Annotated in this window: 18 protein-coding genes and 1 pseudogene; 5 read left to right on the plus strand and 14 right to left on the minus strand. The window is 74.2% G+C overall.

The features are described from left to right. Positions 1-70: 70 nt before the first annotated feature. From ACRRSS_RS12585 to ACRRSS_RS12605, 5 genes are all read right to left on the minus strand, one after another. Positions 71-2,863 (minus strand): DUF7824 domain-containing protein, encoded by a 2,793-nt coding sequence (locus ACRRSS_RS12585; RefSeq protein WP_435971285.1) that lies wholly within the window; start codon positions 2,861-2,863, stop codon positions 71-73. Next, complete coding sequence (locus ACRRSS_RS12590; RefSeq protein WP_435971286.1) at positions 2,860-4,293, minus strand: SWIM zinc finger family protein; 1,434 nt, start codon at positions 4,291-4,293, stop codon at positions 2,860-2,862. The genes ACRRSS_RS12585 and ACRRSS_RS12590 overlap by 4 nt, the downstream gene beginning before the upstream one ends. A 70-nt stretch (positions 4,294-4,363) precedes the next feature. Further along, complete coding sequence (locus ACRRSS_RS12595; protein WP_435971287.1) at positions 4,364-5,953, minus strand: alkaline phosphatase D family protein; 1,590 nt, start codon at positions 5,951-5,953, stop codon at positions 4,364-4,366. A gap of 110 nt (positions 5,954-6,063) precedes the next feature. Next, complete coding sequence (locus ACRRSS_RS12600) at positions 6,064-7,692, minus strand: PLP-dependent aminotransferase family protein (RefSeq protein ID WP_435971288.1); 1,629 nt, start codon at positions 7,690-7,692, stop codon at positions 6,064-6,066. Continuing rightward, entirely contained in the window at positions 7,689-8,816 is a 1,128-nt protein-coding gene (locus ACRRSS_RS12605; RefSeq protein ID WP_435971289.1) for a saccharopine dehydrogenase family protein, read from the minus strand. The genes ACRRSS_RS12600 and ACRRSS_RS12605 overlap by 4 nt, the downstream gene beginning before the upstream one ends. Positions 8,817-8,929: 113 nt before the next feature. Here ACRRSS_RS12605 and ACRRSS_RS12610 point away from each other — a divergent pair, with 113 nt between their 5' ends. Continuing rightward, complete coding sequence (locus tag ACRRSS_RS12610; RefSeq protein WP_435971290.1) at positions 8,930-9,934, plus strand: helix-turn-helix domain-containing protein; 1,005 nt, start codon at positions 8,930-8,932, stop codon at positions 9,932-9,934. A 48-nt stretch (positions 9,935-9,982) separates the two neighbouring features. Further along, positions 9,983-10,819, plus strand: a pseudogene (locus ACRRSS_RS12615) (EamA family transporter); the annotation flags it as partial. Positions 10,820-10,864: 45 nt separating this feature from the next. On the opposite strand, the gene ACRRSS_RS12620 reads toward ACRRSS_RS12615, so the two are convergent. Next, positions 10,865-11,695, minus strand: a complete 831-nt coding sequence (locus tag ACRRSS_RS12620) for an alpha/beta fold hydrolase (RefSeq protein ID WP_435971291.1) — start codon at positions 11,693-11,695, stop codon at positions 10,865-10,867. 135 nt (positions 11,696-11,830) lie between these two features. Between ACRRSS_RS12620 and ACRRSS_RS12625 the strand changes: the two genes are divergently transcribed. Both ACRRSS_RS12625 and ACRRSS_RS12630 read left to right on the plus strand, forming a co-directional pair. Then, complete coding sequence (locus ACRRSS_RS12625) at positions 11,831-12,736, plus strand: RNA polymerase sigma-70 factor (protein ID WP_435971292.1); 906 nt, start codon at positions 11,831-11,833, stop codon at positions 12,734-12,736. A gap of 305 nt (positions 12,737-13,041) precedes the next feature. Then, positions 13,042-13,782: a GntR family transcriptional regulator gene (locus ACRRSS_RS12630; protein WP_435971293.1), complete on the plus strand. Its 741-nt coding sequence runs from the start codon at positions 13,042-13,044 to the stop codon at positions 13,780-13,782. Positions 13,783-13,875: 93 nt separating this feature from the next. Here ACRRSS_RS12630 and ACRRSS_RS12635 read toward each other — a convergent pair whose 3' ends face one another. Further along, positions 13,876-15,033, minus strand: coding sequence for an ROK family transcriptional regulator (locus ACRRSS_RS12635; protein ID WP_435971294.1), 1,158 nt, complete (start codon positions 15,031-15,033; stop codon positions 13,876-13,878). 186 nt (positions 15,034-15,219) lie between these two features. On the opposite strand from ACRRSS_RS12635, the gene ACRRSS_RS12640 reads away from it, so the two are divergent. Then, complete coding sequence (locus tag ACRRSS_RS12640) at positions 15,220-15,630, plus strand: hypothetical protein (RefSeq protein WP_435971295.1); 411 nt, start codon at positions 15,220-15,222, stop codon at positions 15,628-15,630. 66 nt (positions 15,631-15,696) lie between these two features. On the opposite strand, the gene mug is transcribed toward ACRRSS_RS12640, so the two are convergent. The 7 genes from mug to ACRRSS_RS12675 form a co-directional block, all read right to left on the minus strand. Beyond that, positions 15,697-16,194: a G/U mismatch-specific DNA glycosylase gene (gene mug / locus ACRRSS_RS12645; RefSeq protein ID WP_435971296.1), complete on the minus strand. Its 498-nt coding sequence runs from the start codon at positions 16,192-16,194 to the stop codon at positions 15,697-15,699. 62 nt (positions 16,195-16,256) lie between these two features. Next, a complete protein-coding gene (purB, locus tag ACRRSS_RS12650; RefSeq protein ID WP_435971297.1) occupies positions 16,257-17,699 on the minus strand; it encodes an adenylosuccinate lyase in 1,443 nt (480 codons plus the stop codon). A gap of 107 nt (positions 17,700-17,806) precedes the next feature. After that, positions 17,807-18,589 (minus strand): SGNH/GDSL hydrolase family protein, encoded by a 783-nt coding sequence (locus ACRRSS_RS12655; protein ID WP_435975311.1) that lies wholly within the window; start codon positions 18,587-18,589, stop codon positions 17,807-17,809. A gap of 108 nt (positions 18,590-18,697) precedes the next feature. Then, entirely contained in the window at positions 18,698-19,717 is a 1,020-nt protein-coding gene (locus tag ACRRSS_RS12660) for a hemolysin family protein (protein ID WP_435971298.1), read from the minus strand. Next, positions 19,714-21,057 (minus strand): hemolysin family protein, encoded by a 1,344-nt coding sequence (locus ACRRSS_RS12665; RefSeq protein WP_435971299.1) that lies wholly within the window; start codon positions 21,055-21,057, stop codon positions 19,714-19,716. Before ACRRSS_RS12665 ends, ACRRSS_RS12660 begins: the two co-directional genes overlap by 4 nt. A 285-nt stretch (positions 21,058-21,342) precedes the next feature. Continuing rightward, positions 21,343-21,768 (minus strand): GNAT family N-acetyltransferase, encoded by a 426-nt coding sequence (locus tag ACRRSS_RS12670; RefSeq protein ID WP_435971300.1) that lies wholly within the window; start codon positions 21,766-21,768, stop codon positions 21,343-21,345. Between the two features lie 77 nt (positions 21,769-21,845). After that, entirely contained in the window at positions 21,846-22,517 is a 672-nt protein-coding gene (locus ACRRSS_RS12675; protein ID WP_435971301.1) for a class I SAM-dependent methyltransferase, read from the minus strand. Between the last annotated feature and the right edge of the window lie 3 nt (positions 22,518-22,520).

Here is a 22,520-nt window from a genome sequence, read left to right on the forward strand (position 1 = left end):
TGGTGTTGCGTGATCACGAACGCTTTGTGACTGACGGGTTAAGCGCCGATCTGGCGGCTTAAAGAATGATTCAGGCCGTTTCTGTCAGAGTCTGACCGGCCACCAGGCGGAGTGCGCCCGACAGCCGCTTGGCCTGCACGAGGAGCTGCGAGGAACCCCGCGCCGAGGCCACCGCGTCGAGCCCGGACAGCTCACCGCCGGCCCCGCACCGCTCCACGCAGTCCGCCGCCACCGCGAGCACCTCCCCGAGACCCCGGACCGGCTTCTCCGCCCCCAGCAGCTCCGGCAGCGCCGCCTCCAGGACCGCCCAGACCGTGGCGTACGCACCGCTGGCCGCCGCCGTCCGGAGCGCGTCCGCCAGCCGGTTCGGCTTCACCGAGCCCTCCGCGACCAGCCAGGCGAGCTCGGTCCCGAGCCCCCGGGCGTCCAGCGAGCCCCGCGACGCCAGGACGAGCACCGCGTCCACCGCGCGCAGCCGGTCGTCGGCATCGTGGCCGCCGATGCCGAACGCCAGGGCGAGGGCGACGGCCCGGCCGACCGGACCCTCGCTCTCCCCCAGCGCGATCAACGGTTCGGCCGTCCCGCGCTGCGACCCGTCGACACCCCACGCCAGAGACGGCAGGACACACGCCGCGAGGAACTCACGGTCGACCGGCAGCACCGAGGCCCACAGCGCCCGGCTGCCGATCCAGTGGTGGCAGCGGCGGGGCGTCGCGTCGAGCGCGCCGCCGACCCACCGGAAGGCGGGCGGGAACTCCGCGCGCACCACCGGCGACTCGTCGATCTCGACCACGATCCGGTCGAACAGCCACCACTTCATGGAGGGCCGGTCCGCCCCCCGCCGCAGGAACCGCACCTTCGCCCCGAGGGGGCCCGTGGTCCGGAGCCACGAGGCGAGCCGCCGCCCCGCCGGAGTGTCGAGCGCCGCCGCGGCGTCGGCCGCGGGACCGGCCGACGGGCCCGCCCGCCCGACCCGCAGCAGGGCCTGGGCGAAGTCGGCCGGAGCGGGCTCGACCCGCGCGTCCCGGTAGGCCCGCAACCGCTCCACCAGCACCGACGGATCGATCTCGCCGGTGTGCAGGGTCGGCGAGGCGAGCAGGAACGGCAGTTCGTCCGTGCCGATCAGAGCGGCGGCCTCCCACAGGCGCGCCTCAAGGACGGCCGTCAGCGCCTCGTGGTGACAGGCCGACTCGGGCAGCGTCCGCTCCCGGCGGCTCCCGGTCACCGCCTTCGGCAGCAGACCCAGCAACCCGGCCAGCACCACCTCCACCCCGTGGGTGGAATGGGTGAAGTAGTACTCCTGCGGCCACGACTCCGTGCTGAACGACTCCCGCACCGCCGCCTCCAGCGCCGCCCGGTCCTGGCGCGCGAGCCGCACGAGACCGTCGAGCGCCCGCTCGAACGCCACCGGGTCCTCGGGAAGCTCCCGCGTCAGCAGCTCCTCGACGAGCGCCTCGACCGTCGTCGCCGTCGGCCCGACCGGCTGGGGCTCCGGCACCGGCGGCAGGATCTCCTCGTACGGGCCCACGGACGCGTCGCCCAGGTCGTCCCCGAACAGCGCGGCGGCGGCGGGCCGGTGCACCGGACTCAGCAGCCCGGCCTGCTCCGCCAGCTCACGGCGTACGGACACGTCCACCGCCGCCGCGTGACGGCCCACCAGCTTCAGCGCCCGCTCCTGGATCGTGGTGTCCTCGTGCCCGAAGGCCTCGGCCACGGCGGGCAGCAGCTCGTCCGCCGCGCCGGGCTCCCGCGCGAGCACCTTCCCCACCAGGGTCAACTGGGCCCGCACCAGCTTCTTCTCGGTCCGGAACAGCACCCCGCCCGTCATCTCGGCGAGCGCGCCGGTCGACAGCGCCCCCTCGGCGGCGAGCCCCGCCAGGACCTCCTGCGCGTACCCCGCGACCGGGGACGGCGCGTCGGCCGTCATCCCGATCCAGTCCGCGACCCGCTCCCGGCGCTCGGCCGCGTCCGGCTCGACCAGCCGCAGCACCTCCATCGGGAACCGCAGGTCCCGGGGGCGCCCGCCGCGCAGCAACCGGGAGACGCACAGGTCCACCACCCGGGCACGGTCGAGAACCCCCTCGGCGACCAGCGCGGCGAGAGCGGTCGGCCAGTGCGTCGGCGCCTCGGGACCGACCGACCAGGTCAGCCGGTCGGGCGTCTCGGCCATCGTGAGCGCGTGCGGCACGAGCACCGGCGTCTGCGGGTCCTCCCGGAGCCGCTCCAGGAGCCGCGAGTCCGTGATCTGCCGGGTCCAGGCGAGGACATAGCCGTCGGTCGCGGGCACCGCGCATCCGGAGCGCGTCACGAGTCCGTGGATCAGCGGGTAGCTGTTCTCCGCCACCGTCGGCCGCTGGGCCAGCCGCTGCGCCACGTCCGCCGCCCACGCCGCGTCCCGGTCGCCGAGCACCTTCAGGACCAGGACCCCGTCCTCCGGGCGCCAGCCCATCAGGTCGCGTCCGCCGAGCCAGGTCGCCGCCGCGGCCGCGCCGGTCTGGCAGCCCGCCCCGGCCACGTACAGACCCCGCCGGACCCGGGCCGCCTCGTTCCACCGCTTCCAGTCCCAGGCACGCACCTCGGAGCGCAGCGCCTTCAGTTTCCCGAGGGCGGCCTTGCGCGCGGCGGCGTCCAGGGGAAGGAGGAGCGCGGGCACCTGCCCGGCGTGCCCGGCGCGCACCGCCTCCAGCAGCTTCTCGACCGCCTCGCCGTCCCCCGAACCGCCCACGCGCACCGGCTCGTCGACCGAGCCGACCGTCTTCACCGTGTCGTTCCCCATGCTGTCCCCCACCCCGGTCGTCATGCTGTTCCCCACCCCGGTCGTCATCTCGCTCCCCACCCCGGTCACCGCCCCGTCGTCGGTCATCGGACGGCCGCCGCGCCCGCCGCGCCCTCCGCCGTCGCACCCTCGGCCACCGGGCCCCGGACCGCCGCCCCGTCGGCCGTGGCACCCCGGCGGACCATCCGTACCGCGAGGGCGTGCTTGCACGGGCCGCGCCGCCCCCGGTAGTCCGCCCACCACTGGCAGGTGCAGCTCAGCACTCCGTCCGACTCCCTCACCCGGTAGCGCCGCTCGCCCGAGGCCACCGTCGCCACGGGCCCTTCGAGCGTCACCGCGGCCGCCGCGACCAGCCGGCGCGCGCTCACCAGGCGAGGGTTGTGCCGCTCGGCCCGGTCGGCGTCGTACGGAAGCTCGCGGTGGAAGTAGGCCGCGTCCGCCACGTCGTACCCCACCCGGCCCGCCGTACCGAGCCGGGTCAGCGCCGCACGCACCCGGTCGACCGTGAGTCCCGCCTGCGCCGCGAGATCGGCCAGGTCGATCCGCGGCTCCCAGGCCAGCAGGACCGCGACCAGCTCGGCGTCCTGCGAGGCCTCCTCCGTCGCCAGGGCCTCCAGGACCCCGCCCTCGCCGGAGAAGCCCCGCGCGGAGTCCGGCGACAGGGTCAGCGTCAGCCGCATGCCCGGCAGGACCGCCTCCCAGGCACTCGCCGTGGGCAGGGTGCCGTCCGGCACCGGTCCGTACACCCGGAGACCCGTCGCGTGCCGCAGTACCCGCTCCAGGGCGACGAGCCGGTCCGGCCCCGGCAGACAGACCGCCCCGGCGCCCGGCCGGGTCGTCGGACGCAGCGTCCGCCCGGACTGCGTGATCCACAGAGGACCCCGCCCGCGGGCCTGGTTCCGCGGCAGGGACCGCAGGAACCGGACGGCCTCCGCCCCGCTCAGCTCGGCCCGCAGATCGAACCGGGCCGAGGCGACCTGCGCCTCGGCGAACCCCCGCAGCCAGCGGTCCGGCAGCGGGACCTTCTTCTCCACGACCGCCCCCGCGAGCGTGGTCACCGCCATCTCCTCGGGGCCCACCCGCAGATGCAGCTGATCGTCGCCCGCCATCCGCGACAGCGCCTCGCGCAGCGGGTTGTTCACGTCGACGTTGGTGGTGCCGTGCCCCGTCTCCGTACCGCCGAGGCCCTCGTCCAGTACGTCGAGGCGTGCGTACACCCCGCCGCAGCCGGAGAAGGACTCGAACCGCAGCCGGTCCCCGTTCCCCGTCACCACCGGATCCAGCGACCCCGGCCGTATCCGCTGGTGGTACCGGGCCGCTGCCACGTCGGCGACCGCGAGCAGACCGCGGGCGGCGACCTGCGGCGAGGCCAGGAAGCCGGAGAAGAAGCGGGGATGGGCCTCGGCCCCCCGGGGCGTGAGACCCCCCGCCGTCTCCAGACCGAGCAGCCGGCCGGAGCCCGTGGACTCCAGCGCGGAAGGGCGGACGTAGGCGAGTGCCTGTACGGATCGCGTCATGGAAAAGACGGTAGGACCCGCCACTGACAATCATCCGGACGGAAGCCTCCGCACCACGTCCGACCAGGCGTTACTGCCCCACTCGGCCCGGCCGCAGCACCTTGCTGAACAGCACAGCGCCGCCCTCGGCCCGCAGGCGCACCGTCAGTTCCCCGCTGTGGCCGTCGATGTCGACCTCCCCGAAGTACTGCGGGCTCTCCATCGGCGACAGGTTCGCCCGCTCGGGCGCCCGGACGAACACCCGCTCCGGGCCGAAGGTCGCGTCGAGCGCGTTCGCCGGGAACCCGCCCGCGGCCAGCGGCCCGGACACGAACTCCCAGAACGGCGCGAAGTCCTTGAACGCCGCCCGCTCCGGCGCGTAGTGCTGCGCCGAGGTGTAGTGCACGTCCGCCGTCAGCCACAGCGTGCCGGTGATCCGCCGGTGCTTGACGAACCGCAGCAGCTCCGCGATCTGCAGCTCACGCCCCAGCGGGGCGCCGGGGTCGCCCTGCGCGACGGCCTCGAAGTTCGCCGCGCCGTCCGGGACGACCAGACCGAGCGGCATGTCCGCGGCGAGCACCTTCCACACGGCGGTGGAGGCGGCCAGCTCCTTCTTGAGCCAGGCGAGCTGCTCGGCGCCGAGGATCCCGGTGGTGTCGTCGGCCTGCCGGCCGGGGGAGTTGGCGTTGCGGTACGAGCGCATGTCGAGCACGAACACGTCGAGCAGCGGCCCGTACCGCACCACGCGGTGCATCCGCCCATGCCCGCCCGCGCGCGCGTGCGAGGTGGAAACCGGCGTGTACTCCCCGAAGGCGCGCAGGGCGCGGGCTGCGAGCACGTCCACGTTCTTCTCCGTGTAGCGCGCGTCGTCCAGGATCTGGCCCGGATACCAGTTGTTGCGCACCTCGTGGTCGTCCCACTGCACCACGGACGGCACCTGCGCGTGGAACGCCCGGACGTTGTGGTCGAGGAGGTTGTAGCGGAAGTTGCCCCGGTACTCGGCCAGCGTCTCCGCGACCTTCGACTTCTCCGGCGTCGTGACGTTCCGCCAGATCCGCCCGTCGGGCAGCGTCACGCTCGGCTCGACGACCCCGTCGGCGTAGATGGAGTCCCCGCTGCACAGGAAGAAGTCCGGGTCGAGGCGGCGCATCTCCTCGTAGGCGCGGAAGCCGCCGATGTCCGGGTTGATGCCCCAGCCCTGCCCCGCGATGTCCCCCGACCACAGGAAGCGGACCCCGTCACGGCGCCGGTCGGGGGCCGTACGGAAGGTGCCGACGACCGGCTCGCCCGTCCGGCGCGGATCGTCCGGGTCCGCGAGGGTGACCCGGTAGTGGATCTGCTCGCCGGCGGGCAGACCGCGCAGCGCGGTGGTGCCGGTGAAGTCCGTTCCCGCGCCTACCAGCGGCCCGTGGTGGCGGCGCACCCGCCGGAACGACTCGCTCGCCGAGGTCTCGACGGTCATGCGCGTGGGCCGGTCCGACCGCACCCACACCAGACCGGAGGAGGACGTGACGTCGCCCGTCTGCACCCCCCACGCGGCCCGGGGCCGGCCCGAGAGCGCGAAGGCGGGGGCGGCGAGACCGGTGCCACCGAGGGTGAGCGCCGCCGAGGCGGCGAGCGAACCGCGCAGCACGCTGCGCCGGGCGGGGGTGGGGGAAGTGCCGGGTACGGGCTGGGACATGGAGGGTCCTCCGAGGCGGTGTCCGGACGGGAGCGGTACGTCGCCCCATGCCTAACGGCCGGGCACGGCGACCACACGAACCCCGCGTGAACAGCCGCACTCCGCAGCCGTCACCCGCCGCCGACCGCCTTCGCCACCAGCCGTACCCCCTCCGCCACGGCCGAGGGTGTCAGATGCGCGTACCCGATGACGAGCCGCACGTCCCCGTCCCCGGGCCGCTCGGTGCCGTACTCCGCGAGGGAGCGCAGGGCCACCCCGGCCTCCGCCGCCCGTGCCAGGAACCGCTCCGGCGGCCCGTATCGCCCCGGCACGCGCGCGATGACGTGCAGTCCCGCCGCGATACCGCTCACCCGCGTCCCCGGCAGATGCTCGGCGAGCGCGGCCAGCAGGGCGTCCCGCCGCTCCCGGTAGGCGCGTTGGCAGCTGCGCAGCTGCCGGTCGTACCCGCCCCGCGCCACGAACTCCGCGAGCACCGCCTGGTCGAGTACGGGGTTCCCGAGGTCCATCGTCCGCTTGCGCTCGACGATCTCGCCCAGCAGCGCCTCGGGGACGAGCATCCAGCCGAGCCGCAGACCGGGTGCCAGCGACTTGCTGACCGACCCCGCGTAGACGACCCGCTCGGGATCGAGCCCCTGGAGCGCGCCGACCGGGGCCCTGTCGTACCGGAAGTCGCCGTCGTAGTCGTCCTCCAGGACGTAGCCGTCGACCGCCCGCGCCCAGTCGAGGAGCGCGGCACGGCGCTCCGCCGACCAGCTGATCCCGGACGGGAACTGGTGCGAGGGCGTCACGACCACCGCCCGGACCCCGGAGCCGGCGAGCGGCCCCGGCCGCAGACCCTCCTCGTCCAGCGGCAGCCACACCGTGGCGAGACCGGTCGACGCGAACAGCCGCCCGTGCTCGGGGCTGCCGGGGTCCTCGACGCCGATCGCGTCCAGCCCCCGCGCCCGCAGGACGAAGCCCAGCAGCGTCGACGCCTGCGCCACGCCCGAACAGACCACGAGCCGCTCGGGATCGGCCACCACACCCCGCCGCCGGGTCAGCATCCCGGCCAGCGCCTCGCGCAGTTCGGCCAGCCCGCGAGGGTCGGGGTACCCGAGTGCCGGGTGGGGCAGCCGGGCCAGCACGGCACGCTGCGCCGTCGACCAGGCGGACCGGGGAAAGAGCGACAGATCGGGGGTCCCGGGACGGAAGTCCACCCGCGCACCGGACCCTCCCGGCAGGGATCCGGACATCCCCGGCCCGGAGCTGGAGCCCCCCGGCGTCGAGCCCGACACCCCCGGCGTCGAGCCCGACACCCCCGGCGTCGAGCCCGACACCCCCGGCGTCGAGCCGGACGCCCCTGGCCGCGAGCCCGGCCTTCCCGGCACCGGGCCGGAGCCCCCCGGCGTCGAGCCGGACACCGTCGTCTCCCCACGGACCGGGCCCTGAGCCACGCCACGCGCGCGCGTGGAGCCGGCGAGCCGCCCCCGTGCCGCGTCGCCCACCCAGGTGCCGGACCCCCGGTCGCTGCGCACGTACCCCTCGGCGGTGAGCTGTTCGTACGCCTCGGTGACGAGACCCCGTGAGACACCCAGGTCGGCCGCGAGCGCGCGGGTCGACGGCAGACGGGTCCCGGCGGCGAGCCGCCCCGAGCGCACCGCCTCCCGGAGGGCCTCCTGGAGGGCCCGGCCGCGCCCCCGCGCCGGGGCTCCGGCGGCCGGGAGGAGCAGCTCCCACGCCGGCTGTCCGTGGCTCCTCATTCGGTGTCGCCCCTCCCGCCGTTCCGCGCCGGGGGCTCCTCGGTCCGCCCCCGCCGGACCCATGATGCCGAGTCCGGCCGCCGTGCGGCGCGCTGGTGGGGCAGGTCGACGGAGACGTGGGCGGAGAGCGCGCGGAGGAAGTCGGCCGGGTCGAAGACCGCTCCGGCCGAGGCGACGCCCGTCGTCCGGGTCCGGCCGTCGAGGATCCGGTGGACCGCCTCCACCGCGAGCGGCGCGCTGACGGCGTAGATGTCCTGGCCGGTGGCGACGGCCCGTCGTTCGACGCCCCCGGAGCGCACGACGACGTCCACGAGGAAGGTCTGGGCGGACCGGCCGCGCTCGTCGACCGGGGCCGGGGCCGACGCGTCGGGCGCCGACAGGTCCTGGGCTGCGCCGACCGCCATGTAGGTGCGCACCTCGGGCACCGCCAGGTGGCTGGGGATGGTGACCACGTCGGCCATCGTGAACTCGCCGATGACGGGCCGGGTGCCCAGCGGGGGGGGGAAGGACCACTCGACCACGGAGGGCTCGTCGTCGTGGTACTCCAGCTCGCCGCCGGTGAAGCGGACGTGGCGCCCGTCGCGCCGCTCCCGGGAGACCTTGCCCGCGGCGAGGGTCCCGGCCGTGGGGTGCCAGCTGCTCAGCCCGTACGCGACGTGGGCCTCGTCGGCCTCCGTCCAGTCGCCCATCGCGGCGGTGGCGAGCAGGTCGCCGAGGCCGCCGTAGAAGGCCATCGCGGGGACGATCACGGTTCCGGCGGCGCGGGCCCGCTCCGCGAAGTGCGCGAACGTGTCGACGTTGGCCTCGATCTCGGCCGCGACGTCCACGTACGGGATCCCCGCGCGCAGCGCCGCCTCGATCACGGGGGCGCCGGTCGTCGCGAAGGGTCCCGCGCAGTTGATCACGGCCGCCGCCCCGACGAGGGCGCGGTCGAGCGAGCCCGGGTCGTCGACCGACGCGGGTCGGACGTCGAGCCCCCCGTGGGAGGCGGCGAGGGTCCGCAGCCTGTCGGCGTCGCGGCCGGAGAGGACCGGCACGAACCCCCGGTCGAGCAGCTCCGCGACGACGAAACGGCCGGTGTGTCCGTACGCGCCGAACACCGTGACCGTGAGACCCGATTCCATGACTTCTCCCCTGTTCCCGACGTACTCGAACGGTCCGGTGCCTTCCGCGGCCCGCTCCGTGATGACCATCCTGGTCGCGGAAGACCCCGCGCACGAGTGTCCGGAACGACGTCATGCGTACAATTACGGACGTGAAGACTGTTGCGGTGGCCGTCACCGAGGGAATGCGGCACTTCGAACTGGCCGTGGCGTACGAGGTGTTCGGGCCCGCTCCGGCCGCCGTGACCGGCCCCTGGTACGACGTCTCCCTCTGCGGACCGGCCACCGCGCGGCTCGGCCGCTTCCGTCTCGAACCCGACGGCGGCCTCGACCTGCTGGCGCGCGCCGACACGGTGATCGTCCCCGCGCTCGCGGACTCCGACGAGGAGCCGCCCGCCGACCTCGTCGACGCGGTGCGCGCGGCCCACGAGGCGGGCGCGCGGGTGGCCTCGCTCTGCACGGGCGCGTTCGTCCTGGCCGCGGCGGGGCTCCTCGACGGCAGGCGGGCGACCACGCACTGGGCCCACACCGAGGAGCTGGCCGCCCGCCACCCCCGGGTGGAGGTCGACCCGGACGTGCTCTACGTGGACAGCGGCAGCGTCCTCACCTCCGCGGGCAAGGCCGCCGCGATGGACCTCTGTCTGCACCTGGTCCGCTCCGACCACGGCTCGGCCGTCGCCAACACGGTCGCCCGCGGCCTCGTCGTACCGCCCCACCGCGCGGGCGGCCAGGCCCAGTTCGTCACCGCCCCGGTGCCCGCCAGGGACGACCACCCGCTCGCCGACCTGCTGCCCTGGGCGGTGGCCCGGCTGGACCGGCCGCTGACCGTCGAGGACCTGGCCCGCAGGGCGCGGATGAGCTCGCGCAACCTCGGCCGCCACTTCCGCTCGGTGACCGGCACCACCCCGCTCCAGTGGCTCCTGACCCAACGGATCCGCCACGCGCAGGAGTTGCTGGAGGCCACCGACGACAGCGTCGAGGCCATCGCGGAGGCCACCGGCATGGGCACGGCCACCACCCTGCGCCGGCACTTCAACCGCACGGTCGGCGTGCCCCCGGACACCTACCGCCGCACCTTCCGCGCCCGCGCCCGCACCACCCCGGACCCGGGCGCCCCGAAGTGGTCCCCGATGCCGTGAGGGAAGTGGACCTCCACCCGGGCCACGTCCCTTCCTAACGTCGGAGGCATGAACGCCAACGCCCTGCGCGGGGTCCTCCTCGTGACCCTCGCCTACGCCCTCGTCGGCGCCTCCTTCACCGCGAACAGCCTGCTCGGCGCGTATCCGTACGCGGGTGGCCAGGCGCTGCGCTACGGGGCCGCCTGCCTGCTCCTCCTCCCCCTGCTCGGCCGTGGCGGGCTCGCCCCGCTGCGGAACCTGACCGCCCGTCACTGGCTGCGGCTCGCCGCCCTCGCGGGCGTCGGCATGGTCGGCTTCAACCTGGCGGTCCTCGCCGCCGAGCGGACCGCGGAGCCTGCCGTGCCGGGCGTCCTGGTCGGGTGCGCCCCGGTCGTCGTCGCCGTCCTCGTCCCACTGGTCGAGGGCCGCAGGCCCGCCCCCGCCGTGCTGTACGGGGCGCTGCTCGTCGCCGCGGGTGCCTTCACCGTGCAGGGGTGGGGGCGGACGGACCTCGCGGGGATCGGCTGGTCGGTCGCCGCGCTCGCGGGCGAGGTCGGCTTCACGGTGCTGGCCGTCCCGGTCCTCCGGTTGCTCGGGCCGAAGCTCCTGACGGCGGTCGTGTGCGGGGTCGGCGCGGTCGAGGCGGCGCTCGTGGGTCTGGTCGTGGACGGCGCCGACCTGGTCCGGATGCCGACGGCGGTGGAGGCGGGGGCCCTGGCCTGGCAGGCGGCCCTGGCCACGGTGGTCGGGTTCGTCCTGTTCTACATGGGTGTCCAGCGGGTCGGGATGGAGCGGGCCACCCTCTTCACCGGCGCGATCCCGGTCGCGGCGGCGTTGAGCGCCGCTCTGGTCGCGGGCGCCGCCTTCGGGCTGCCGCAGGCGGCCGGGAGCCTGCTCGTGGGGGCCGGCGCCGCCGTGGGCACCGGCCTGTTCACGCGCCCCCGGCGGGCCTCAGCGGCTGCCGTCCAGGACGACGCGCGCGACGAGAGCCGGGTCGTCGTTCATGGGCACGTGGCCGCAGCCGGGCAGCCGGACGAGCCGCGCGCCCGGCAGGGTGTGCTTGGCGCGGACGCCCTGGCGGGGCGGGAGCAGCCGGTCGCGGCTGCCCCAGGCGACCGTGACGGGGACCGTGGGGAGGTCGTCGCGGAAGCGCACGGACCCGCCGGCGTCCAGGGTCTCCCGGAAGCCGGTGGCTCCGCGCAGCGCGAGCGTCTCGGCGTAGACGGCCTCGGGTGAACGGCGGCCCGGGCGCGCGTAGATGCTGCCGGTGAGGACGGTGCGCCCGGCGGGGGTGCGGGAGAGGCGTTCGATCACGGGCAGGGGCATCGACCGGGCCGCGCCCCGCATCGCCCGGAGCGTCACGAAGGCGTACCGCCGCTCCCCCTCGGACCAGAAGCCGGCGGGGGAGAGGGCGGTGACCGAGCGCACCAGCCCCTCCTTGGCGAGCTGGAGCGCGAGCAGCCCGCCGAGCGAGTTCCCCGCCACGTGCGGCCGTTCGACGCCGAGGGCCCCGGTGAAGGCGCCGAGCACGCGGCCGATGGTGGACAGGTCGTAGGGGCAGCCTTCGGGCAGCTCGTCGGAGGCCCCGAAGCCCGGCAGGTCGACGGCGATCACGTCGCGCTCGGCGGCCAGGATGCCGAGGACGGGCTCCCAGGCCTGCCAGTGGTGCCCGATGCCGTGCAGGAGCAGCAGCGGCTCGCCCGCGCCCCGGCGTTCGTACGCGAGGGACGCCGTGCGGGGTCCCGCCGGGGTGTCGATCGTGCACGCGATCCGCTGGGGCATGCGAACTCCCTTTCCTGAAGCCTCGTCAGACAACCTGTCAGCCAACCTGTCCGTGAGAATTACCGATCAGTAGGATGGAGTTCAAGACCCCGTCCGAAACTGGACAGGGTGAGGAAGCTGGGCTGGGATGGACACGTGCCTACCGATACCCCGACCGACACGCTGACCGATCTGTTCGAGGAGCACCGCCCGATGCTCCTGGGCGTCGCCTACCGGATGCTCGGCCGCGCCGCCGACGCCGAGGACGTCGTCCAGGAGGCCTGGCTGCGCTGGACCGCCGAGGACCGGGCCGAGGTCCGCGAGCCCCGCGCCTTCCTCGTACGGATCACTACACGGCTCGCCATCGACCGGCTGCGGCAGTCGCAGGCGCGCCGCGAGTCCTACGTCGGCCCGTGGCTGCCCGAGCCCGTCGTCACCGACTTCGGCCCGTCCGCGCCCGACACCGCCGAGCGCGCCCTGCTCGCCGACTCCGTCTCGCTCGCCGTGCTCGTCGTCCTCGAGTCCCTCTCCCCCCTGGAGCGGGCCGTCTTCGTGCTGCGCGAGGCCTTCGGCTTCCCGTACGGCGAGATCGCCACCGCCCTCGACCGCTCCGAGGCGGCCGTGCGCCAGCTCGCCGGGCGCGCCCGGCGACACGTCGACGAGGGGAAGCCGCGCTACGACGTCGACCCCGTCGAGCGTCGCGACCTCACCGAACGCTTCCTCGCCGCGGCGGCGGGCGGCGACCTCGGCGGACTCCTCGCCCTGCTCGCGCCGGACGTACGTCTCGTCGGCGACGCCGGCGGCAAGGCGAAGACGCCGCTGCGGATCATCGAGAGCGCCGACAAGGTCGGCCGCTTCCTCGCCGCCACCTCCTACAAGGCGGAGGAGCGCTTCGAACTCCGTTTCGTCGAGATCAACGGCGCCCCGGCCCTGCTCGCCCTCGACGGCGACCGGGTCGACTCCCTCGTCCAGATCGAGGTGCGCGACGGGCGCGTCCAGTGCGTCTACATCATCCGGAATCCCGACAAGCTCCAGGGACTCCTCGGTTCCGCCGGGCTCTGAGGCCGGACCCCGCCCCCACCGTCCGTGCGTGACGCTTCACCATCCGTCGTGATCACGCCGATCGGCCGGAAAACACCCCGCTGACCACCCCGGGAGGCGGGGTGTTTTGCTGCGCGGGGCACACGGGGGCGCGAACGTCCTGTGAACGATCTAGGTCAGAGGGTCACATTCGGGGGCGTTCGACGGAGGATTGGTCTTGACCAAGGGATCGGCCCGCCTTATGGTCGCAGAGTTAGTGCAGGAACCTTTAATAAACAAGGGCGCGGAAAAACGCCGCGGGACACGGCGAATTGCGGAGGATCAGGGTGGGGACCACGCAGCTGGCATCGGTACCGGAACCGAAGTACCAGCACCTCAAGACAGTCATCGGTGAAGCGCTCGACTCGGACTTCGCGGTCGGGGAGATCCTTCCCAACGAACGGGAGCTCGCGGCACGCTTCGGCGTCGCCCGTGCCACGCTCCGCCAGGCCCTGGAGCAGCTGGAGCTGGAGGGCCGCCTGCAGCGACGCCGCGGCGTCGGCACCACCGTCGCCCCGCCGCGCGTCGGCGTCGACGTCTCCACCACGCAGCACGCCTGGCCGGGCGTCGGCGACGAGGCCTGGCAGTGCCTGGACTCCGCGGGCGACGTGGCCCCGGCCGCCGTCGCGCGCGTCCTGGAGAGCGGCGCGGAGGAGCGGGTGCACATCGTCCGCCGCATCCGTGTCAGCCAGGGCCAGCCCGTCGCCGCCGAGCTGCTGTACGTGCCCGACGGCTCCGTCCCCGGCCTCACCGCCATCGACGCGCCCGCCGGACCGGCCCGCGCCCGCGCGGTGCTCCGCGAACTCCAGCACCTCGCCCTCGACGGCCAGGACCGCTCCGTGGAGCTCGGCTCCGCCCGCGCGGACGACGCCAGGGAACTCGACCGGCTCCCGGGCGCGCCCGTCCTCGTCGTGACGACCCGTTACCTCTCCGGAGGGCGCACCGCCGCCGTCTCCGTGGCCACCTACCGCGCCGACACCTGCCGCCTCACCTTCGGCGACTCGGTCGACCTGGTCATGGCCTCCTGACACCGCGAGACCACCCCGCACCCCCGGAACACCGCGAGACCACCCCGCGACCAGCGGGCACGGCCCGTCGCACGGCGCCCCTCGAAGGGGCCTCTAGCGGCGGGCCGTCACCGTGCCGTCGACCGCGAAGAGCTGCTCCTCGACATGGTCGAGGGCGAGACGCAGCGCGCCCGTGCCCACCGCGGCCTCGCCGAGCAGGGACAGCACCACCCGGGGCGGCCGCAGGCAGAACCGGGCCAGCTCCTCACGGAGCGGCTGGAGCACGCCGTCCAGGCCGGCCGCCCAGCCTCCGACGACCACCAGTTCCGGGTCGATCGCCAGGACCAGCGCCGCCACGTCGTGCACGAGCCGCTGGATGAACCGCTCCACCGCCGCCCCGGCGCGCGCGTCACCCTTGCGGGCCAGCGCGAAGACCTCGGCCACCGCCTGCTCGTCCAGCGGGTGCAGCGGCTCGTCCGTGGTCGACAGGAGGTGTTCGGGGGTGACACCCCGACCCAGCAGGTGCAGGGCGCCGATCTCCCCGGCCGCCCCGCCGAAGCCGCGGTGCAGCCGGCCGCCGATCAGCGAACCGGCCCCCGGGCTCAGCCCGGCGAGGACGAAGACGATGTCGTCGGAGTCGGTCGCGGCACCCTTCCAGTGCTCGGCGACGGCCGCCGCGTTCGCGTCGTTCTCCACGATGACCGGGCACTTGAAGGAGCGCCGCAGCCGCTCGCCGAGGGCGAGGCCCGTCCAGCCCGGGAGGGCCGTGCCGAGGCGGACCGTGCCGTCCGCCTCCACGATGCCGGGGGTACCGACGCCGACCGCCCGCAGATTGGACCGGGCGACCCCGGCCCGGCGCAGCACGTCGGCGACGACCGTACGCACCCGGTCCAGGCGCTCGTCCTCGGGTGCCGTCTCCGACACCTCGCGCGATCCGGCGCCGATGATCCGGCCGTCCAGACCGGAGAGCAGCGCGGCCACGCGGTGCGGGCCGATCTCGATGCCGAGCAGATGGCCGGCCTCCGCCCGGAAGCGGAACCTCCGCGCCGGGCGGCCCTGCCGTCGGGCCTCGCCCTCCTCGGGCGCCGCCTCGACGACGAGCCCGCCCTCCATGAGTCCTTCGACGACCCCTTCGACCGTGGGCCGCGAGAGGCCCGTGATCCGGGTCAGATCCGTGAGCGTGGGCGCGTCGGCGCCCCGTAGCGCATGGAGTACCACCGCGGAGTTGATCCGCCGCAGCAGAGACGGATCCCCGCCGGTCAGCCGCCCCACAGTGTGTCCTCCCAGCTCGTGCACCTCTTCGGCGGATGGTACTCAATGGTCCCGGTCGCGGCGAGTGCCGCCCCTGTCACGCTTGCGTGACATCCCGGGGCCGTCCGCCGGCCGGTGCGGGTCGCGGCCCCCGCGACTCCGCCTGACGGACCGCCAACTGTCGGTGGCGGGCGGTTTACTGGCCTCATGACCACGGCACACCGGCTGGCGACGATCGACCTGCTCCGCACCCGCGGTTTCGGCGGCGGTCCGGAGTTCCACCTGGCGGAGCTCGACACCAGCGAGGACTTCTGGGAGGACGACGGCACCCGCCGCCCGCTCGTCGAGGACCAGTACGAAGCGGAACGGGACGGGCTCGGCGCCCTGCTCACCGCGCGCTGGGGCGAGCCGCGGGTGCTCGACCTCGGGCCGGTCCTGGAGCGGAGCATGGAGGGCGAGTCGATACCCGAGCCCTGGTCCACCCTCAGCTGCCACACCCCCGACCTGCGCCTGTGGCGGGCCGACGGGCTGTGGATCGGCCTCGGCGTCTCCCAGTGGGACAAGGAACTGCCGTTCCAGCTGCTCGCCGTCCTCACCCCGGTCGAACCGCCGACGTGACGGCCCACCCGCCCACCGGGCATCCGGCCGGAACGCCGGTGGTCCCCCACGCGGCGCACGGCCCGCTCACCCCCGGGGGTTCTCGGCTGCCTCCCGGAGACGGGCGTACTCCGCGGCCATCGTCGCCGCCGTCCAGTGCGCGTTGAGCCCGCTCGGGTTGGGCAGCGCCCAGACCCGGGTGGACCCGATCACGCGCTCCTGCGGCCCGATGACGGCCTTCGGCTCGCCGAAGGCCGTGCGGTACGCGGTGACACCGACGACCGCGAGCCAGCGGGGCGCGAGCAGCTCCACCTTCGCGGCCAGGATCCGGCCGCCCTCGACGTACTCCTCCCGGCTCAGTTCGTCGGCCCCGGCGGTCGGCCGCGCCACCACGTTCGTGATCCCGAGGCCGTACGTCAGGAGCTCCTCCTGCTCGTCCGGCCGCAGCTGCCTCGGCGTGAACCCGGACAGGTGGAGCACCGGCCAGAAGCGGTTGCCGGGGCGGGCGAAGTGGTGGCCCGTCGCCGCCGTCATGAGACCCGGGTTGATCCCGCAGAACAACACCGAGAGGCCGCCCGCCACCACGTCGGGAACGACGCGGTCACGGGCGGCCTCCAGCTGCTCCTTGGTGAACCGGGGGCTCCCGGTCAGAGGATCGCCCCGGGGGCGTAGGCGGCGGCCTCCGGATGCTGCTTGAGGATCTCCTCGACACGGGAGACCACGGACGCGACCTGGTCGGCGGCGGCGCCGGTGAAGGACAGCTTGTCCGCCATCAGCTCGTCGAGCTGCGCCCGGTCCAGCGGGATGCGCTCGTCGGCGGCCAGCTTGTCGAGCAGCTCGTTGCGCTCGGCGCCCTGCTCGCGCATGGCGAGGGCGGAGGCGACGGCGTTCTCCTTGATCGCCTCGTGGGCGACCTCACGGCCCACTCCGGCGCGCACGGCGCCCATGAGGACCTTGGTGGTCGCCAGGAAGGGGAGGTAGCGGTCGAGCTCGCGGGCCACGACGGCCGGGAAGGCGCCGAACTCGTCGAGCACGGTGAGGAAGGTCTCCAGGAGACCGTCGAGCGCGAAGAACGCGTCGGGCAGCGCGACCCGGCGGACCACGGAGCAGGACACGTCGCCCTCGTTCCACTGGTCGCCGGCCAGCTCGCCGGTCATCGACGCGTAGCCGCGCAGGATGACCATGAGGCCGTTGACGCGCTCGCAGGAGCGGGTGTTCATCTTGTGCGGCATCGCCGAGGAACCGACCTGGCCCGGCTTGAAGCCCTCGGTGACCAGCTCGTGGCCCGCCATCAGGCGGATCGTCTTGGCGATCGACGACGGGGCGGCGGCCAGCTGCACCAGCGAGGTGACCACGTCGTAGTCGAGGGAGCGCGGGTAGACCTGGCCGACCGAGGTGAAGGCGTGCGCGAAGCCGAGGTGACCGGCGATCCGCCGCTCCAGGTCGGCGAGCTTGCCGGCGTCGCCGCCGAGCAGGTCCAGCATGTCCTGCGCGGTGCCGACCGGGCCCTTGATGCCGCGCAGCGGGTAGCGGCCGAGGAGCTCCTCCAGCCGGGCGTACGCCACGAGCAGCTCGTCCGCGGCGGTCGCGAAGCGCTTGCCGAGGGTGGTCGCCTGGGCGGCCACGTTGTGCGAGCGGCCGGCCATGACCAGCTCGGCGTACTCGGCGGAGAGCTTGCCGAGACGGCCGAGGACGGCGACCGTACGGTCCCGCATCAGCTCGAGGGAGAGCCGGATCTGCAGCTGCTCGACGTTCTCGGTGAGGTCGCGCGAGGTCATGCCCTTGTGGACGTGCTCGTGGCCGGCGAGGGCGTTGAACTCCTCGATCCGGGCCTTCACGTCGTGCCGGGTGACCTTCTCGCGCTCGGCGATGGAGCCGAGGTCGACCTGGTCGAGGACGCGCTCGTAGTCGGCGAGGGCGTCCTCCGGAACCTCGATCCCGAGGTCCTTCTGCGCACGCAGCACGGCGAGCCACAGCTGACGCTCCAGCTTCACCTTCTGCTCGGGGGACCAGAGGACGGCGAGCTCCGCGGAGGCGTAGCGGCCGGCCAGAACGTTGGGGATGCGGGGCTTCGCAGTCACAGCAGTCACGTGGATGAATTCTACTGGTGGTTTCTGCAGGCCAGCGCCACGGCCCCGTGTGGAGCTTGCTACGAGACGCAGCTCACGCGGGGCCGGGCGGCGGCGCCCCGCACCGGCTAGCGCCCCGCGGACGGCTCGTACGGCAGCAGCTCGGGGCGCTTCGGGGTGCGGCCGTCGCCCGACGAGCGGCCGGTGAGGCGCCGCCCGATCCACGGGCCCAGGTGCTCCCTGGCGAAGCGGGCGTCGGCGGCCCGGCGGCTGGCCCAGCCGGGCGGCGCGGACGGGGGCAGCGGCGTCCGCCAGTCCTCCTCGGCGGTCAGGCCGAGCGCCTGCCAGACGGCCTCGGCGACCCGCCGGTGCCCGTCGGCGGTCAGGTGGAGCCGGTCCACGTCCCAGAGCCGGGGGTCGCCGAGCGACGGGGCGCCGTACAGGTCGACGACCAGTGCGCCGTGCCGGGCGGCGAGCTCGTCGATGTGCGCGAAGAGCTCCTCCATCCGGGGGCGGAAGCGCTGCATGACGGGGCCGTTGCGGCCGGGGCTGCGCATCAGGACCAGCCGGCCGCAGGAGGGCGCGAGCCGCTCGACGGCCTCGGTGAGCAGTCCGCGCACCCGGCCCATGTCGACCTTGGGCCGCAGGGTGTCGTTGAGTCCGCCGACGAGGGTCACCACGTCCGCCTTCATCGCGGCCGCGGTCTCGACCTGCTCCTCGACGATCTGGCCGATGAGCTTGCCGCGCACGGCGAGGTTGGCGTAGCGGAAGTCGGGGGTGCGGGCGGCCAGCCGGTCGGCGAGGACATCGGCCCAGCCCCGGTAGGAACCGTCGGGCCTCAGGTCCGACATGCCCTCGGTGAAGCTGTCGCCCAGAGCGACGAAACTGTTGTACGTAGCATTGATCTCCATGGCGGAAGAGATCATACCGCGCGGTATGGGCGGGCCCCGTGGAGCACGGGGAGGGGCCCCGGGAACACCCGGGGCCCCTCCTGTTCCGTTCTGCTCCGTGCGCGGCCGCTAGGGCGCAGCCGGGCGCCCCACCAGCTCCCGCAGCACGTCCTCCATCGTCACGAGCCCGCTCGGCTTGTCGCCCTCGTCGAGGACCGCCGCCAGATGGGTCCGGCTGCGGCGCATCGCCGTCAGGACGTCGTCCAGCGGCGCGGCCGCCCGGACCCGGGCGATCGGCCGCAGCGACGACACCGGGAACGGCAGATCGCGCGGGAAGACGTCCAGGGCGTCCTTGACGTGCAGATAGCCCAGGATCCGCCGCTCCTCGTCGACCACCGGGAAACGCGAGTAACCGGTCCGCGCCGCCAGCGCCTCCAGCTCCTCGGGAGTGGTGCCGACCTGCGCGTACACCACCTTCTCCACCGGCATGACGACATCCCGTACGGGACGCCGGCCCAGCTCCAGGGCGTCGTGCAGCCGCTCGGCGGCCCGGTCGTCCAGGAGACCGGCGTCGCCCGCGTCCGTGACCATGCGGGCCAGCTCGTCGTCCGAGAAGGTCGCCGAGACCTCGTCCTTGACCTCCACCCGCAACAGCTTGAGCAGGGTGTTGGCGAAGGCGTTGATCGTGAAGATCACCGGCCGCAGCGCCCGCGCGATCGTCACCAGGGGCGGACCGAGCAGCAGCGCGGTGCGCGTCGGCTCGGCGAGCGCGATGTTCTTCGGCACCATCTCGCCGAGGAGCATGTGCAGGTACGTGGCCACGGACAGCGCGATCACGAACGAGATCGGGTGGACCAGGCCGTGCGGCACGCCCACCGCGTCGAAGACCGGCTCCAGGAGGTGCGCGATCGCGGGCTCGGCGACGATGCCGAGCACCAGGGTGCAGAGCGTGATGCCGAGCTGGGCGGCGGCGAGGAGTGCGGAGACGTGCTCCAGGCCCCATATGACGCTGCGCGCCCGGCGGTCGCCGGACTCGGCCAGCGGCTCGATCTGGCTCCGGCGGACCGAGATCAGGGCGAACTCGGCGCCGACGAAGAAGGCGTTCACGACCAGGGTGAGGAACCCGATCAACAGCTGGACGGCGATCATCGGCCGGCCTCCCCGGTCTCGTTCTCCGCGTGCTGGGCGACGGGGGCGTGCATCAGCACGCGCGCGGCGCGGCGGCCCGAGGCGTCCACGACGTCCAGACGCCAGCCGGCCGGCTCCACGCTGTCGCCGACGGCCGGGATACGGCCCAGCTCGTGGGCGACGAAGCCGGCGAGCGTCTCGTACGGTCCGTCCGGCACGCGGAGGCCGATCGCCTCCACCTGGTCGGTACGGGCCGCGCCGTCCGCGGACCAGAGCTCACGCCCGTCCGCGTCCTCGCCCGCCCGCGCCAGGTCCGGCGTCTCGTGCGGGTCGTGCTCGTCGCGTACCTCGCCGACGACCTCCTCGACGATGTCCTCCAGGGTCGCGACCCCGGCGGTACCGCCGTACTCGTCGATGACGACGGCCATCGTCTGCTTCCCGGACAGCCGGTCCAGGAGCCGGTCCACGGTCAGCGTCTCGGGGACGAGCAGCGGCTCGCGCATCAGCTCGGCGATCCGCCGGTGGGGCCGCTCCTCGGCCGGTATGGCCAGGACGTCCTTGATGTGGGCGATGCCGACGACGGCGTCGAGGCTGCCCCGGTAGACGGGGAAGCGGGACAGGCCGGTCGCACGGGTCGCGTTGGCGACGTCCTCGGCCGTGGCCTGCACCTCCAGGGCCGTGACCTGCACGCGGGGCGTCATCACGTTCTCCGCGGTCAGCTCGGCCAGGTTGAGGGTACGGACGAACAGCTCGGCCGTGTCCGCCTCCAGGGCGCCCTCCTTGGCGGAGTGCCGGGCGAGCGCCACCAGTTCCTGCGGGGAGCGCGCGGAGGCGAGCTCCTCGGTCGGCTCCATGCCGAGGCGGCGCAGGATCCGGTTGGCGGTGTTGTTGAGGTGGCTGATCAGTGGCTTGAAGGCGGCGGTGAAAACCCGCTGCGGGGTGGCGACCACCTTCGCGACCGCGAGGGGCGAGGAGATCGCCCAGTTCTTGGGGACCAGCTCGCCGACCACCATCAGGACGACGGTCGACAGGGCGGTGCCGAGGACGAGGGCCACCGACGAGGCGACCGAGGAGGAGATGCCGAGGTCCTCCAGGGGGCCCCGGATCAGCTTGGCGATCGACGGCTCGGAGAGCATGCCGACGACCAGGTTGGTGACGGTGATGCCGAGCTGCGCGCCGGAGAGCTGGAAGGTCAGCGACCTGACCGCCTTGAGCGCTCCCGCCGCGCCGCGTTCGCCGCGGTCCACGGCGGCTTCGAGCTCGCCGCGCTCGACCGTCGTCAGCGAGAACTCGGCCGCGACGAAGGCGCCGCACGCCACGGAGAGGAGGAGCGCCAGGAGGAGCAGAAGCACTTCGGTCATCGGTTCACCTCCGTCCCATGATCAGCCAGGGGGAAGAGGATCGCTCGCTTGGAACCAGTGCTACTGGGAGGCTCGCCCATGGGCGGACGCTCACACCTTTCGGTCGTCGGAATGAAGAACCATGGTAAAGGATGGGCAAAGCAGGTCACGCTCGGCCCCGGAGGTGCTGTGCTCCGAGGCGGGTGATCGCCCCGGGGCTGTCGGACCCGGTGGTGGGGGAACCCCGAGACGGGCGTACCCGGCGCCGGGGAGCACCCCGAGACCGTTGTACCCGGTAACGGGGGATCAATCCGTGAGCGGCTTCACCCACCGGCGCCAGCGCTCCTCGCGCGCGTACCCGGCGGCCGTCCACAGCCGCTGTCCGCTCTCGTTGGCCTCCAGGACCATCGCGTCCGCCCGCCGCCCGCCGAGGGCGGCGAACCGTTCCTCGGCCGCCCGCAGGAGCGCGGTCGAGATGCCCCGGCGACGGTACGAGGGGAGGACCGCGAGCCGGTAGAGGCAGGCGCGCCAGCCGTCCCAGCCCGCGATCACGGACCCCACGATCAGACCGTCGGCGACGGCGAGCAGGAGCGCCTCGGGGTCACGTGCGATGAGCCGGGTCACCCCGTGCACGTCGTCCGATACGGACGTCCCCTCGGCGGACTCCTTCCAGAAGGCCAGGACGGCCTCGGCCTCGTCGGGGGAGGCGGTGCGTATCCGTAGCTCGATCATGGCCGGAATCCCATCACGCGGGGCCGAGCCGGTGCCACGGAGTTCCAGGTGCCGGGACGGACGCCGCCCGCCGCGGGCTACCGCCGCGCCACACCGAGCACACACGGGGAGGACGGCAGCCGAGGCCCCTTCTCGGGGACGTCGAAGGAGCGGTAGGGGCCGAGGGTGAACCCGGCCGCCTCGATCGCCGCGAGCGGCGCGCGGGAGGTGTGGCAGCCGCCGAAGAGCCGCGGCCACACCGTCCGGTCGAGACCCCGCTGCACGCGCGCCAGGCCGGGGGTCCGCGCCAGGCCGTGCTCGAAGAACCGCAGCTCGCCGCCGGGGCGCAGTACCCGGTGCAGCTCGGCGAGGGCCTGCGGCAGGCTCCGCACCGTACACAGCACGAGCGAGGCCACCGCCGCGTCGAAGGAGGCGTCCTCCAGCGGCAGCGCCTCGGCCGTGTCCGGCAGCACCGTCACCGGCACGGGAGCTCCCGGCGCGGCCTCCTGGGCGAGCCGGCGCAGCCGGGCCTCGGGTTCGAGGGCGACCACCTCGGTGACCCCGGCCGGGTAGTGCGAGAAGTTCAGACCGTTCCCGGCCCCGATCTCCAGCACCCGGCCGGAGAGCCCGGCGAGCAGCTCCTCCCGCAGCTCCCCGAGACCGCCCCTGGTGTCGGCGGACACACTGAACCGGGCGTAGAAGCGGGCGAACAGCGGATGGTGGACACGGGGCGACGAGGCTTCCGGCCGGACCGGGCGCGAGGGTGTCATCGT

The organism is Streptomyces sp. Qhu_M48, from assembly GCF_051305195.1.
Classification (GTDB): Bacteria; Actinomycetota; Actinomycetes; order Streptomycetales; family Streptomycetaceae; genus Streptomyces.